Annotated in this window: 12 protein-coding genes; 5 read left to right on the forward strand and 7 right to left on the reverse strand. The window is 44.0% G+C overall.

Going from position 1 to position 14536, the window contains the following annotated elements:
* Positions 1–53: 53 nt before the first annotated feature.
* Entirely contained in the window at positions 54–308 is a 255-nt protein-coding gene (locus AB4263_RS02730; RefSeq protein WP_017068159.1) for a YgjV family protein, read from the forward strand.
* A gap of 135 nt (positions 309–443) precedes the next feature.
* Here the strand turns inward: AB4263_RS02730 and AB4263_RS02735 are convergent, their stop codons facing one another.
* Both AB4263_RS02735 and AB4263_RS02740 read right to left on the reverse strand, forming a co-directional pair.
* Positions 444–1907, reverse strand: a complete 1464-nt coding sequence (locus AB4263_RS02735; RefSeq protein WP_102333489.1) for a sensor domain-containing diguanylate cyclase — start codon at positions 1905–1907, stop codon at positions 444–446.
* Between the two features lie 273 nt (positions 1908–2180).
* Positions 2181–5348: a chitinase C-terminal domain-containing protein gene (locus tag AB4263_RS02740; protein ID WP_372097398.1), complete on the reverse strand. Its 3168-nt coding sequence runs from the start codon at positions 5346–5348 to the stop codon at positions 2181–2183.
* Positions 5349–5824: 476 nt separating this feature from the next.
* Between AB4263_RS02740 and AB4263_RS02745 the strand changes: the two genes are divergently transcribed.
* The gene (locus AB4263_RS02745) at positions 5825–7411 is read left to right on the forward strand and encodes a BCCT family transporter (protein WP_017062653.1); all 1587 of its coding nucleotides are present in this window, start codon (positions 5825–5827) and stop codon (positions 7409–7411) included.
* Here the strand turns inward: AB4263_RS02745 and AB4263_RS02750 are convergent.
* The 5 genes from AB4263_RS02750 to AB4263_RS02770 form a co-directional block, all read right to left on the reverse strand.
* Entirely contained in the window at positions 7355–7780 is a 426-nt protein-coding gene (locus AB4263_RS02750) for an N-acetyltransferase (RefSeq protein ID WP_372097400.1), read from the reverse strand. The genes AB4263_RS02745 and AB4263_RS02750 overlap by 57 nt on opposite strands.
* Positions 7781–7898: 118 nt before the next feature.
* A complete protein-coding gene (locus tag AB4263_RS02755; RefSeq protein ID WP_017062658.1) occupies positions 7899–8048 on the reverse strand; it encodes a hypothetical protein in 150 nt (49 codons plus the stop codon).
* A gap of 94 nt (positions 8049–8142) precedes the next feature.
* Positions 8143–8499, reverse strand: coding sequence for a hypothetical protein (locus AB4263_RS02760; protein ID WP_017062659.1), 357 nt, complete (start codon positions 8497–8499; stop codon positions 8143–8145).
* Between the two features lie 213 nt (positions 8500–8712).
* Positions 8713–9960 (reverse strand): RidA family protein, encoded by a 1248-nt coding sequence (locus AB4263_RS02765; protein WP_017064467.1) that lies wholly within the window; start codon positions 9958–9960, stop codon positions 8713–8715.
* 569 nt (positions 9961–10529) lie between these two features.
* Positions 10530–11414: an AraC family transcriptional regulator N-terminal domain-containing protein gene (locus tag AB4263_RS02770; RefSeq protein WP_372097402.1), complete on the reverse strand. Its 885-nt coding sequence runs from the start codon at positions 11412–11414 to the stop codon at positions 10530–10532.
* Between the two features lie 193 nt (positions 11415–11607).
* Here AB4263_RS02770 and AB4263_RS02775 point away from each other — a divergent pair, with 193 nt between their 5' ends.
* The 3 genes from AB4263_RS02775 to AB4263_RS02785 all read left to right on the forward strand — a co-directional run bounded on the left by AB4263_RS02775 (position 11608) and on the right by AB4263_RS02785 (position 14525).
* Positions 11608–12756: an iron-containing alcohol dehydrogenase gene (locus AB4263_RS02775; RefSeq protein WP_372097404.1), complete on the forward strand. Its 1149-nt coding sequence runs from the start codon at positions 11608–11610 to the stop codon at positions 12754–12756.
* A 225-nt stretch (positions 12757–12981) separates the two neighbouring features.
* Entirely contained in the window at positions 12982–13728 is a 747-nt protein-coding gene (locus tag AB4263_RS02780; RefSeq protein WP_029224268.1) for an amino acid ABC transporter ATP-binding protein, read from the forward strand.
* Entirely contained in the window at positions 13728–14525 is a 798-nt protein-coding gene (locus AB4263_RS02785) for an amino acid ABC transporter permease (protein WP_372097406.1), read from the forward strand. Before AB4263_RS02780 ends, AB4263_RS02785 begins: the two co-directional genes overlap by 1 nt.
* The last annotated feature ends 11 nt before the right edge of the window (positions 14526–14536 follow it).

Consider the following 14536-nt stretch of genomic DNA (forward strand, 5'->3'; position numbering starts at 1 on the left):
GAAGAGAAGAATTGGTACCGACAAAGTATCGGCAAATTTAAGAGGGTCAAACAATGGAATTCAATATGGTTGAAATTTTAGGTTACGCTGCGTCTATTATGGTCGCAATTTCATTAACAATGAAAGATATCGTTCGTCTGCGTGTCCTTAACTTTATTGGCTGTGCACTCTTCACAGCATACGGCATCATGATTGACGCATGGCCAGTTGCAGCCACCAACGGCTTTATCGCTTGTGTAAACATCTACTTCCTTGCAAAAATGCAAAAGGAAAAAAAAACGGAAGCGATGAAAGCAGCGAAAGCTTAAATTAACGATTAGCCTTTCAAATAATTCTGAAAAAGCCCAAATAGAGCGATCTATTTGGGCTTTTTTGTGTTTGTCGTTCTCAAGAGCTCGATTTGTGTGAACAAAACTTTTCAATTCAATGAGGCTTTCAACCGATCACATGTAAGCAACGTGATATTCGTTCTCTCGATACGCTTGAGTGTTGTTACGTCCACTCTCTTTTGCTTGATAAAGCGCTTTGTCGGCTTTATCGATAGCGGTTTCAATGTCAGTCAGTGCTTGAGCATGGCAACAACCAGCGCTGATTGTTACTGGCGACACTAAGCCTTGAAGTTGCTCAACACATAACCGTAACGCCTCTGATAATTCGAATAACTCATGTTCATCACAATCAAACGTCACCAAAATAAACTCTTCACCGCCATAGCGTGCAATCAAACGACGACGGTTAACAAATCTCTTCAGTGATTTTGCGACCTCACAGATAACCCTATCGCCTTGAGCATGACCATATTGATCGTTCACCCGCTTGAAATGGTCAATATCCAGCAAAATGACACCGACATTTGTTAGCGGATAAGGCGACCTTTGAGTAATTTTCAGTTTTAGCTGCTCGATAAAACTCCGTCGGCTAGGAAGGCCTGTGAGGTAATCGAGGCTCGCAACATCCAATATTTTGAGATGACGATGCCGCAGGTAAAGCACCAGAACAACAATGATACTCAGTAGACTAACAACCAACGTCATCAAACTTGCCAACAATAAGCTGTGGTTCTTGTTGAGCTCTTGTTCTAAGACACCAGCAGAAATAACCCAATTAAGATACGGATAAAACTTGTAGAAGATGTTTTTACTCGTCGTGCCATCTGCCGTAGAGATAGAGTAACTAAAGTGACCTTCAGGTTCATCGACGACTTTATCGATAAGCAACTCTGAAGAGTCATCAATCAAGGTTTTTAAGTGCTCGTGTTCAAAGTTAGGTTGAAGGACTAACGTGCCTTGTAAATCAACGATATATACATAGCCACTATCGCCATACGAGTACTTTCTCAATTTGTCTTTAAGTGCTTCGAGATCAACCAGGTACATCAGTTCATCTTTATAGGTGGTCGCCACCAATGTATTGCCACTCGGTAGCCTCACTGAATATGCGACCTTCGCACGCTTGCCAACTTCATGTGGATTGGCGTGCGAGTATTGGGTCATTCCAGACTGTAAGCTCAGTTGTTGTTGAATATGGGTTAAATGCGCGCGATTTTTCCCTTGTAAAAACGGGTGATATAGATGAATACCTTGTGGTGACATCAGGTAGATATAACCAGACTCTCCAATCACCAATTCGTTGGCAATTCGAATGACTTCTTCAACTTCTTGTTCTGGAGAGACACGCAGTGCGTGAGAGGCGACGGTATCAGTCACACCTTTTAGATAGGTTTTGATCGCTTCGTTGACTGTGGTGTCTACGATGTCGTAACTCGCGTTCACAATAGTACGAAAGAAGAATTGGTTGGAATCTAATAATGATTCTTTCGTCCGGTTGAATTGAACAGCAGAGAGGATCAGAGAAACTACGGCCAGCACAATTGAGAAACTAAGAATGTATTTACGTCTGACTTTCAAGATTACCCCATAGCTTTCTAATTTTAGGTAACGCTATTTTTTGTTATAGGCAGACTGTTTTATATCATACTTATCTTTTTTACTGAACGAGTGTCGATATTCTGAGAGGTTTCTATACGCAATCTGTGACTTATAGCAAAAACGCCGAACTGGATTCAGTTCGGCGTTTTAATTTTACGCTTCAGTCATGTATTTAAATCAAACTAAGGTATTGATAAATAAACTTAAAATCATTCTCATTCGTTATCTATGAATACATAATCTAGCGTTAGATTAAGAACAAACCTGAGTCCAGCTACCATCACTGCCCGGTTCAGAACTTGTCCACCAGTTTGCTTGGTAAATACTGCCGTTGTGAACCACTTGGTCACCTGTGTTTGCATGGCTTGGATTACCCGCCCAATCTTTCTGAGGTAAGTCTGGGTAAACCGCTAAACCAGCTGTATCACATGTACCTGGGTTTGTGCCACCATCGCCAGGGTTACCGCCACCCGAACTGATATCACCTAATGGTAGGTCTGGTTGCTCAAAGCTAAAGGCATAATCGACACCATTCACGCTTACTGCATAGTTAGCAGGGCCCGAGATTGGCAAGTAATACACCATATCTAGCTCATACACACCACCAGCTGGAAGCTCTTCCCATGTAGGCAACGTAAACGCCACTCGGTGCATGGTGCCATCTAACCCACCAATGTTATCCGCACGAGTATGACCCGAAGCAATCACGGTCAAACCACCACCCGATTGATCTTTCGCATTATCAGGTGCTGACACTGGGATATCAAACTGGAACTCGGTACCACCCGGAAGTGCTTGCCCTGTGTTGTTTGTAAACGTGATCTTAGGATTGATTGGATAGTTTTGGTCACCGACTTTGAAGCCACCAACTGACACCGTAATATCTAACGCTTCTGTCGGGATAGCACCCGTCGCTACTTTGTTTCCATATGGTGTTGCAGACTTAAACTTATCGTAGATAGCTTTCGTCATGGTGTTACCCATGTGGAACTCACCGTTACCGCTGTTACACGCTTGCTCAGTCGTATCGATAGAGCTTCGGTTGCCATTCGCATCGAGAACATAACAGTTATAATCCCCTGCTAGTTCCCAGAACATAATGCCGCCGATCTCTTTGTCGATAACGTAGTCCGCTTTCACGTCGATAGACTGTTTATCTTCTGTTGAAAGGAATACGCCCTTCTCTGCGTTCCACAACCAAGGGGCAACCGCCACACTGTCGTAGTTTCTCGTGTAAGTGCCCGTTAGAACATCTGAAGGATCATTCACAGGATCAAGCTTGTAAGCTTCAGCGTAAGAGCCCCAAATACCCTTCTCTAGGTTCTTCGCGTGCCACATAGGGTTAGAACCCGCGCCCATTTCGTTACCTTTTGGATCGGTATCGTGCCACATGTTGTCGATACCAATAGCGCCATGGCCACAGTTGTTTTTCTCGCCTTCACCCGTACCCGCTGAACATTCAGATTGGTTTGGCAGTGCTGCTCGGCCCCAAAGACCATTCTCACCACCCGTTACGCCTTGCCAACCACGAGTGTAGTAAGGCACACCGATGTTAATACGGCCTGCTGGCATAGAACCACGGAAGTAATGGTAAGCCCAATCCGTGTTCAGATAACCAATACCACCGTAAGCCGCCGTGTCGTATACGTTCCACTGCGCTAGCTCTGAATCTTTACCCGTATCAAACAAGGCTGCGTTATGACCTACGTGATCGTTCCACGCACCGTGAAGGTCGTAAGACATGATGTTTACGTAATCGAGGTACTTGGTTACATCGAATGTTTCCATACCGCGTAATAGGTAACCAGAAGAAGGCGCTGCGATCGTTAACATGTAGTGATTGCCATCTTGCGCAGACGCCGCATCGAGCTTCTCACGTAGCACTTTCATCAACACTTGGTACGACGCCCACAGGTATTGACGACGCGGCTCCATGAAGTCTTTGTCGTATGGGTTACCTGCGCCAGCCATAGAAGTTGGGTATTCGTAATCGATATCTAGACCATCGAACTGGTACTTACGCAGCATTTCGACCGCTGAAGTCGCGAATGTTTCGATACCTTGATGGTTGATAGAACCATCAGCATTGGTCGTCATGGTGTAGAAACCACCATCAGCCACGCGGCTGCCATCAGTCGCGAAGTGACCACCTGTTTCAGCCCAACCACCGATTGAGATTAACGTTTTCACGCCGTGTTTTTTCTTCGCTGTCGCTAATGCACCGAAGTGACCTTTGAAGCCTAATGCCGGATCAACTTCCACACCCGGCCACTCTTTACCAACCGCTGCGTTATTTGGATCGTTTACATCACCGACGTTTACTTTGCCATCTGAACCGATGCTCACGAAAGCGTAGTTAATGTGTGTGAGTTGTTCCCAAGGAATATCATTTACTAGGTAAGCAGCTTGTGGGTCATCCCCTGCACGCCAACTTGTGAAGTAACCAATGACACGACGGGGATGGTCTGCGCCCATTTTCTCACGGCCTTCATCATCGTAAATTGTACAGTAAGGAACATCGACACCTTGAGTTTGATATAAGCCATCAGGGCGACATGTGCTCACTGTTGGAGCGCCGTTCACGGTCAAAGATGCCAACGCAGAATCTGCAGTCGCACCTTGGTCGTCTGTTGCTTTCGCGTAAACTGCTAAAGAACCCGCTTGAGTTGTTGTGTAATCTAACGTGTAAGGGCTCGTTGCAGCAGTGCCCACAAGAGCACCCGCTACGTAGAAATCAACCTTATCAACCGTGCCATCGCTATCTGCTGCCGTTGCTGTCAGTGTGACTAAACCACCAACATCAACAGATGTCACTGAAAGTGCAACTGAAACTGTCGGTGCTTCATTCCCTGGTTGTGCTGAATCAACAGAAACAGAAACCGCACTTGCAACACTTGCTGCGCCTTCATTATCCGTTGCAACAACAGAAACCTGATGATTACCCGACGTTGCAGCCCAAGTCGCTTCGAAAGGTGCCGCTGTGACTACCGCAACAGATGCGCCATCAACAAAGAACTCAACCGAAGCCACACTGCCATCAGAATCTAGTGCTGTTGCACTCAATACAACATTATCGCCTTCAGTAATCACGTCAGAAGCAGAGGGTGCCGTTAATGAAGCCGTTGGTACTTCATTTGGCGTACCGCCACCTCCGCCACCACTACACACATCAATCTTTTTCCATTGTGCATAGTCACCCTCAAATTGGCTCGGGTTGTTATTTTGATTCCAGTAATTCGCTGAGTACGCGCTGCCGTCATGTGAAACCTGATCACCACCGGTGTACACCGTGGCGGAATCCCACGCTTCTAACGTTGAACAATCCACAGCCGCGTAGCTGTTGAACGCCATTAAGCATGACGCGGTGAGAGTACTGAGTGTAAAAACTTTCTTGGCCACTCTTCCTTGGTTTAGGTGCATGTTAGCTGTCCCTTAAGTTATTGTTTCAAGATGCTTAATTTAAGTGTCATATTTCTCATCACTTAAATCTCTTCGCAAAACAACTGTAGGTAACAGTGCCAATTTAACACCTAAAATATTCGATATTTATAAAATGACTCGCATTAATTTGTTTATAGCATGCAATGAGTCGACACTTATTTTGCACGAACAACTAATATTAAATTTATTTCGGTACGCTAAAAAATATCGCCTAATTCGTATCCTTAATTACAAAACTCTATTCATATCTGCTTTATTTGTTCGTTCTGAAATTTCGTTTTAAAACTAACCAAAAGGGATTGATTTCGCCGTAGAACTGATTTCTTTTCTAAATTTGCCCACTTTTTCTTAACAATTGTGGTAGTATCGCGGATTTTTTTGACGAACCTCACATTTCCAATGCAAGTGTGGGAGAAATACATAGGCTCGAAAGAGCCAAATATAGCGAAGAAATAATGTCCAACTTGACGCAAGTCGCCAACGAAAACATCAACGCAGAATCTACTTCTATCGATTTCAATAAAGCTCAATCTTTGGGTGAAAAACTGGAACTCGGAAACCCAGTCTTTTGGCTTAGTGGCAGTTTTTTAACCCTCTTTGTCATCCTAGCCTTCACCAACACCTCCGTGTTGTCCGAACTTGTAAACATCGGCTTTAGTTATTCAACTAAGTGGTTCGGTGCTTTCTGGCAAGTCCTACTACTTCTCAACTTCATTATCGGTTTAGTGCTTGCACTAGGTCGCACCGGCCACGTTCGCTTAGGAACGCTTGCCCTACCTGAAATGACCACCTTTAAATGGATGTCTATCGTCCTATGTACGCTGCTAGCCGGCGGTGGTGTGTTCTGGGCAGCCGCAGAGCCTATCGCTCACTTTGTTTCAGCTCCGCCACTGTATGGCAACGCAGATCCTCAAGCGATGGCGTTCAATGCTCTATCACAATCTTTCATGCACTGGGGTTTCCTTGCATGGGCAATCTTAGGTGGTTTGTCTTCCATCGTGTTAATGCACTTGCATTACGACAAAGGCCTTCCTCTTAAGCCTCGCACTCTGCTTTACCCAGTACTTGGCGACAAAGCGATTAACAGTTGGGTTGGTAACGTTGTCGACGCATGCAGCATCGTGGCTGTAGCCGCAGGTACTATCGGCCCTATCGGCTTCCTTGGCCTACAAATCAGCTACGCACTGAGCGAACTGTTTGGCATTTCAGACAGCTTTGCAACTCAAAGTGTTGTTATTATCTTTGCTATCGCAATGTACACGCTTTCTGCTTTGAGCGGCGTGAACAAAGGTATCCAACTGGTAAGCCGTTACAACATCATCTTGTCTGTGTGTCTAATCGGCTACATCCTTCTTGTTGGCCCAACGAGCTTCATCGTTGATGGCTACCTGCAAGGTATGGGCGAAATGGTTGATAACTTCATCCCAATGGCGCTATACCGCCAAGATACAGCGTGGCTAGGTGGTTGGACGGTATTCTTCTGGGGTTGGTTCTTAGGTTATGGCCCAATGATGGCTATCTTCATTGCTCGCATCTCACGTGGCCGTACTATTCGCCAAATGATCGTTTCTATCAGCATCGTTGCACCGCTTGTAACGTGTTTCTGGTTCAGCATCGTTGGTGGTAGCGGTTTAGCGTTTGAATTAGAGAACCCAGGTGTGATCTCTAGTGCATTCGAAGGCTTTAACCTTCCTGCTGTGCTACTGGCCATTACCGCTCAACTGCCGTTCCCGACTTTGATTGCAATTCTGTTCCTGATCCTGACGACCACGTTCATCGTGACAACAGGTGACTCAATGACTTACACAATCAGTGTGGTAATGACGGGTACGACAGAGCCAAACGCAGCGGTACGTACCTTCTGGGGTATCATCATGGGTGCGGTAGCGATCACACTTATCTCGATGGGTTCAGGCGGCATCTCCGCTCTACAGTCGTTCATTGTAATCACAGCGGTTCCGGTATCGTTTATCTTGCTCCCGTGTCTATGGCACGCGCCGAAGATCGCGAAGCAGATGGCAAGAGATCAAGGTATCGCTTAATACCCTACCCGATTTAGTTTCGGGTAGCGTAGCGTTAGAACCGATCGTGACGTTGTCAGCTATCAAGGTACGCCCCCAACTTTCAGGATTAGGATCTGGCTTGCCCTCTTTGAATAAGTCGTTGGCAAACATGACTCCGTGACCAACAAAGCAGTCACTTCCAATGGTCACATACTCACAGATAAAGGTGTGAGATTGAATCTTGCTTCTCGCACCTATCACGGTGTTCTTTTGAATCTCAACAAAGGGGCCAACGAACACATCATCTTTAAGCTCACAGCCATAAACGTTACTTGGCTCGATGATAGTGACATTCTCGCCACAGGTAATATCAGTAATCTGTGACTTTAATACTCTTGGACTTGCCATACTTCACTTCCTCTCGACATTAGCGTCACAATTCAACCTAAGAGATTGTGCCGTAAGCATTAAAGTGCAGCAAATAGATATGTTGAGAGTTGGCAATGGATCAGAAATTCTGCATAAATTAAAACAGTCCTACCAGCACAACTGACAACAGCACCCCACCGATAAAACTTGGGGCGTGGAATGGCTGAGCTTTAGATCTAACGTACTCTTTTTGAAGGTCTTCTTGATAAGTTTTAACGGCGAGTTCTTTTACGTAGTTATTTTGCATAATAAGCTCCTTCTTAATCAGTAAGAGAAGCTTAAGACTTGAAGTTAGGTTGAGGTAAAGCAAAAAATCAGATTAATTGAACACTTTATTTTTGTTACTCGAGGATTACCCTGAACACATCGTTATTCACGCCGCCAACATCTACTAACTCTCCCGGTTTCATTAGAAGCGAGGTGTTAAGCTGTCGTGTTGAACGTGGCTCTTTTGTTTCTCGAATCACTAACATATCGACAAAATAGCCAGAGTCTTTCTTTGATATTGAGCCCGAAAACGTAACGCTTTCAACCCTATCGGCAAGGACTGAATTGAATGTTTTATCCTCTAAAACACCTGCGGCGATGGATGTATCACCATAAAATAGCGTGATGGTTGTTGGGTCGGGTACCAACTCTTGATTGGACGAACACCCTATTAGGGTAAGGCATAGCAGTAAAATGGCTCGAAATTGCATAAACTGGTTTTCTTTATTACGTTAAGCATCTGTTTTTCATATTAAAACACTTCAACCTTATAAATACCATGTTTACGGGATAAGCTTAGGTGTGTCGCTTCGATGGACTTGAGTAATGAAGTGAACGGATCAGATCTCGGCCTGTTGAGTTTGCTCCCTATTTGGAAGCTAAACCGAGATCTGATCGATATTATCGAGAAGGGTTCAATTGATTTATGCAACAACGTCTTGTGGAGGTGTCCCTTCACAGTTAGAAACGACAGCATCAATTTGTACTAAAGCATTCATTGGGATTTCTGAAACCCCGACTACCGTTCTTGCAGGCAACTCAGCATTAAAGAATGTGGTGTAGACTTCGTTTACCACATCAATATCTGAAATATCCTTAAGTTGAATATTAATTTTCACCGTATCGTCCATGCTATGGTCAACGCTTTCAATTATCGCCTTAATATTGTTTAAACATTGTTCCGCTTGTTCTTTTACCCCGCCAGCAACGATTTCATTTGTTTTCGGATCTAAAGGTAATTGGGCTGAAATATGATTGTAGTGAGAGAAAGCAACAGTATGCGAATAAGGCATGAATGGTGCAGAAACAGTATTATTGGTTTCAATAACCAGTAAGCGAGTGTCTTCTGGTAATTGCGGCGGTGTACCGTCGCCATGTGAAATGGATGTATCAATTTGAATTAAAGCACCCATTGGTAATTCAGCTGCGTTAACAACAGTACGAGCAGGAACGTAGCTTGGGAAGAATTTAGCACATACTTCATTTACCACTTCCGCATCTGCGATATTTTTTAGGTAGATAGTCGTTTTAACCACATCATTCATGACGTGTCCGATGCTTTCTAAAATAGCTTTAATGTTTGATAGACATTGCGCTGTTTGCGCTTTGATACCACCATCAACCAACTCACCTGTGGCTACATCTATAGGCAACTGAGCTGAAAGATTGTTGTAGTGAGAAAAGGCTGCAGTCTGCGTAGACACAGCACTTTGAGGTGCGTTATCCGTATTTCTTGAGACCTTAATTAGCGCGCAAGGTGCTTGTGGTTTAGTGCCTTCACCGTTAGAAATGAGAGCATCCATTTGAACCAGCGCATCGCTGCTTGGCAGTGCAGTGACACCCACGACAGTGCGTGTTGGAAGGCTGTTGTGGAAGAAGTTTTTGTAAACTTCATCAATAGCATCGATATCAGAAATATTCTTAACGAAAACATTAATCTTCACGACATCATCCATAACATGGTCGATGCTTTCAACAATCGCTTTAATATTATTCAAACATTGTGCTGCTTGATCTTTAATATCACCGATGACTATTTCACCCGTTTTAGGGTCAATCGGAAGTTGAGCAGAAAAGTTATTATAATGAGAAAAAGCGACCGTTTGTGTAGATACAGAATTAATTGGTGCGTTTTCAGTGTTTCTTGAAATTTTAATGATATCGCTACTCATCGGTATTATCCTTTTAATAAAATAGGTATACGTATTTATATTTAACAATCGTATTTGGAAGAATGATTAAAGTAGCGCCATGTTAAGTGAATTATTTTAGGGTAAACGTGATACCCGTCAGACTCTAAGGTGACTATAAATCAGCAAGTTACAGAATAATTAGTCATCAAACGACTAATTATCCGTCGTGCTAGGCTTTATCAAGTGCTAAATTATCTTTAATTTTAAGTCTATTCAATAATCCTGAATACTCTCTCTGATAGTACGGTGAGTAATTCCAGAATTTTAGATAATATTTGATAGGTTGTTCACACTAAAACTTCGTTAATAGCTAAGTTAGTGAGTTTCTCCCCTATACCTGTGCATAAACTCTTAGGCTATTTAATTAATTATTTTCGAGAGCTTATTTTATATAAGTACGTTAATAATATATTCGAGAATCAAATACCTACAATCTGACAATGCCTATGATTAGATACATTTACTCATATAATTCAACAAATATGAGCAATCGTCACCATAGCTTTTGGCATTATAGCTCTCAACACATAGTTTCGTTGAAAGAAGAACTAAACCGCTCTTGGAGTAGTATTGAAGTGGCGCTTAAATTCGCGGCTAAATTGAGATGGGCTGGAGTAACCGACTCGACGTGCAGCATCACTAATACGAAGGCCTTCTAGTTGAATCAGCTCTTTCGCTTTGTTGAGCCTAACCTTCTTCAAATATTGCAGTGGTGATTCAAAAGTGACATTACGGAATGCATAGTGGAAGGCAGACACGCTCATGTTGGCTTCGTCAGCGAGCGATTGAACAGTGATGGTTTGGTCGTATTCTTCATGCACTTTAGACAGCGCTTTAGCGACACGTGCGTAATGGCCATCATGATGAGCTAAATCAAACAGCACACGCCCTTCTGAACCGGTTAATGCGCGGTAGACAATCTCTGTCACCATCGCATCGCCCAATATATTGGCTTCAATGTCGCAATGCAGCGTTTTCACCAACCGGGTAAAGCTCTCTAGCATTTGCTCTTCCATCGGCGTCGATTCTAAGCCACTCGAGTTCTGTTTGTGCTTGTTGCAATAACTTTCTAAGAAGCCTTGGTCTTCGAGCTTTTTCACTAAGCAATGTAAACGTTGAGAATCAATGCTTATCGACAAGCCAAGCAATGGTTCACCATTAACAGGCAAGGCTTCGCACTCTAACGGCATTGGCACACCTACCACAAGATAATCACCTGCAGCGTAAGTCACTGGCCTTTCGCCAATGTAGATGTTCTTTTTACCCTGTCCGAGCATGATAATGCCAGACTGGTAAGTAAATGGCTGACGCTGATTCCCGCCACTACTTCTATACAACCACACGCCGCTAATTTCAGTTTCTCTGATCCCTTCAAGGTCATCCCAACCTTTGTGTTCTACATAAGACTGTAATAACTGAGCGAGTGTTTTCATAAGTGGCGACTTTCCATTCTAAGTGCTAAGAGTAAGTAAGCTAAAGCAGAGGAAGAATATCAAGTTTGTAGAAATAGGCAATTTATTTGGAGGAACAGCTCTTCATTGACCTAGATTACTGTACTAATATGCAAATATAGAAATTGAGCAATAAACCAAAATAACAAATTTCGCTTTACACAAGGAATCTCTGATGCAATTTACTTACGTTAACCCTACTGTTATCCATTTCGGCCAAGGCCAAATCAACGCTATCAGCCAAGCGGTTGATACTTCGAAGAAAGTACTGGTCATCTATGGTGGCGGTTCAATCAAGAGCAACGGTGTTTACGACCAAGTTGTAGAATCTTTGAAAGATCACTATTGGATCGAGTTCTCTGGCGTTGAAGCAAACCCTACCAAAGAGACGCTAGACAAAGCAGTCGCTCTTGTTAAAGAAGAAAACGTAGAATTCATTATCGCTGTTGGCGGTGGTTCAGTAATCGACGGCTCTAAGTACGTTGCTGCAGCGGCTAAATATGACGGCGACGGTTGGGACATCCTAACGGGCAAACACCAAGTAACTGAAGCGACGCCAATCGGTGCGGTACTGACACTTCCTGCGACAGGTTCTGAATCTAACATGGGTGCGGTAATCACGCGTAAAGCGACTCAAGAGAAACTGGCATTCATGAACCCTGCAGTACAGCCTAAGTTTGCGGTTATGGACCCAGATGTAATGAAGTCTCTACCTGAGCGCCAGCTGATCAACGGATTAGTTGATGCGTGGGTTCACGTATGTGAGCAATACATCACGATGCCAACAGACGCAATGGTTCAAGACGGTTACGCAGAAACACTGCTTAAGAACCTACTTGTACTGGGTAAGCAATACGACGAGCGTGACAACGACGCATGGCGTGCAAACCTAATGTGGACAGCAAACCAAGCGCTTAACGGCCTGATTGGTACTGGCGTTCCTCAAGATTGGGCAACACACATGATTGGCCATGAGTTCACAGCACTATGGCACGTAGACCACGCGCGTTCTCTTGCGATTGTTCAACCTTCACTACTTCGTAATCAAATCGAAGCGAAGCGTGGCAAGCTAGAGCAAATGGGTCGCAACGTATTTGGCCTAGAAGCGGGTGCCGATTTAGCAGAGCGCACTATTGCTGCAATCGAAGCTTTCTACCACAGCCTAGACGTAGCAACCATGTTCGACGGCTACGAAACAAACAAAGCAACGGCGATTGACAATGTTGTTGCTCAACTTGAATCACACGGCTACCTACAACTTGGTGAGAACCAAGCAATCACGCCAGAGAAAACACGTGAGATTCTAGAGTCTGCGATTCACTAAGAATCGGGAAAATAGAGAGAAAGTAAAGATATTGGTCATACAACGATGAATTTTCACATCTGACTGAACCCATTACTTTTTTCTTTCGTACAACAGAAGCAGCGTTCATTTTGAGCGCTGCTTTTTAATTTGCCCTACAAGATGCTATTAAATTCTCATAAGTCCCTAATTTTATGTGCAATCATATTTCTATATTGTTAAGGTAAACCTGTCTCTTTACTAGGTATGAACAACGATTTGAACAATCTCAAGGAAATGGTTAAGTTTAAGTCACTTAACAAGTGGTATGGTGATTTTCATGCCCTAAAGGGTATCGATTTAAATATTGAACAAGGAGAGATAGTGGTGATTTGCGGGCCGTCTGGTTCGGGTAAATCAACATTGATCCGTTGTATCAATCAGCTAGAGCCTTTCGAAAGTGGCGAACTTTCCGTGCTAGAACAAGTGCTCCCGAGTAAGTTCAACACACCGGGCCAAGTCGGAATGGTGTTTCAGCACTTTCATTTATTCCCCCATCTTACCGTGCTTGAGAACCTTACTCTTTCTCCAATTCGTACGCTTAAAAAAAGCAAACAAGAAGCCGAAAAGATAGCAATGCACTATCTCGAGCGTGTGCACATTGCAGAACAGGCCAACAAATACCCAGTGCAACTTTCTGGCGGCCAGCAACAACGTGTGGCTATCGCCCGTTCTCTGTGTATGAAGCCGGAATTACTCTTGTTCGATGAACCCACTTCAGCGCTTGATCCGGAGATGATCAACGAAGTACTCGATGTGATGGTTGAACTGGCGAGCGAAGGCATCACCATGGTGTGTGTCACCCACGAAATGGGCTTTGCAAAACAAGTGGCCGACCGCGTTATCTTCATGGATGAAGGACAAATTGTGGAATCGAATACCCCACAAGCGCTCTTTGAAAACCCTCAACATGAACGTACTCAAGCGTTCCTAAATCAGATCCTGACTTATTGATGTTGATTCGAATTATTAAACCAGCCCTTTCCGCTCTAATACAAATTGTTGTACTAGTGGCCGCTGTTGTCTGGATTCTCGATTCTGGCGCACAAACCATGGGATACAGCTGGCAATGGGAGCGTGTGCCGGACTATATTGCTTTCTATGAAGATGGTGAATGGTGGCCTGCAGAATTAGTTGAAGGGCTACTAGTTACCATCAATATCTCTTTGATTTCTTTGGTTGCAACGCTGGTGATTGGCTTAACCACAGCCCTATTGCGAAACTCCAATTCGGTGGTTGGACGCACCTTAGCCACCAGCTATGTTGAGTTGATTCGTAACACGCCGTTATTAGTACAAATTTATTTGCTCTATTTTGTATTTGGCCCCGTATTAGGGCTCGATCGCTTTAGTACTGCCGTTTTAGCCTTGGCACTTTTCCAAGGCGCTTACACCGCCGAGATATTTCGTGCTGGTTTAAATGGTATTGCGAGAGGACAATTTGAAGCAGCTCAATCCTTGGGCTTATCAAAGACCTATACTTACTGGGATGTGATTATTCCTCAGGTGGTGCAACGCACCTTGCCACCTTTGACCAATGAAGTGATCTCTCTTATTAAAAACTCTTCAATTGTGAGTGTCATGGCTATTTTTGACCTGACGACTGAAGCCAGAAACATTGTTTCTGAAACCGCGATGCCATTCGAGATTTGGTTCTCTGTGGCGATCATTTATCTTGCACTTACACTTTCACTTTCTGCCGTTGCAGCTTGGCTTGAGCATAAGCTCGGAGCTAACTGGCGAACACAATAAGGATTTATCAG

Source organism: Vibrio sp. 10N.261.55.C5 (assembly GCF_041470505.1).
Classification (GTDB): Bacteria; Pseudomonadota; Gammaproteobacteria; order Enterobacterales; family Vibrionaceae; genus Vibrio; species Vibrio crassostreae_C.

Excerpts from the sequence above, each read along its gene's own strand:
- AB4263_RS02760 (WP_017062659.1), bottom strand. The coding sequence starts at position 8,499 with ATGCAATTTCGAGCCATTTTACTGCTATGCCTTACCCTAATAGGGTGT.
- AB4263_RS02755 (WP_017062658.1), bottom strand. The coding sequence starts at position 8,048 with ATGCAAAATAACTACGTAAAAGAACTCGCCGTTAAAACTTATCAAGAA.
- AB4263_RS02765 (WP_017064467.1), bottom strand. The coding sequence starts at position 9,960 with ATGAGTAGCGATATCATTAAAATTTCAAGAAACACTGAAAACGCACCA.
- AB4263_RS02775 (WP_372097404.1), top strand. The coding sequence starts at position 11,608 with ATGCAATTTACTTACGTTAACCCTACTGTTATCCATTTCGGCCAAGGC.
- AB4263_RS02780 (WP_029224268.1), top strand. The coding sequence starts at position 12,982 with ATGAACAACGATTTGAACAATCTCAAGGAAATGGTTAAGTTTAAGTCA.
- AB4263_RS02745 (WP_017062653.1), top strand. The coding sequence starts at position 5,825 with ATGTCCAACTTGACGCAAGTCGCCAACGAAAACATCAACGCAGAATCT.
- AB4263_RS02770 (WP_372097402.1), bottom strand. The coding sequence starts at position 11,414 with ATGAAAACACTCGCTCAGTTATTACAGTCTTATGTAGAACACAAAGGT.
- AB4263_RS02730 (WP_017068159.1), top strand. The coding sequence starts at position 54 with ATGGAATTCAATATGGTTGAAATTTTAGGTTACGCTGCGTCTATTATG.
- AB4263_RS02785 (WP_372097406.1), top strand. The coding sequence starts at position 13,728 with ATGTTGATTCGAATTATTAAACCAGCCCTTTCCGCTCTAATACAAATT.
- AB4263_RS02750 (WP_372097400.1), bottom strand. The coding sequence starts at position 7,780 with ATGGCAAGTCCAAGAGTATTAAAGTCACAGATTACTGATATTACCTGT.
- AB4263_RS02740 (WP_372097398.1), bottom strand. The coding sequence starts at position 5,348 with ATGCACCTAAACCAAGGAAGAGTGGCCAAGAAAGTTTTTACACTCAGT.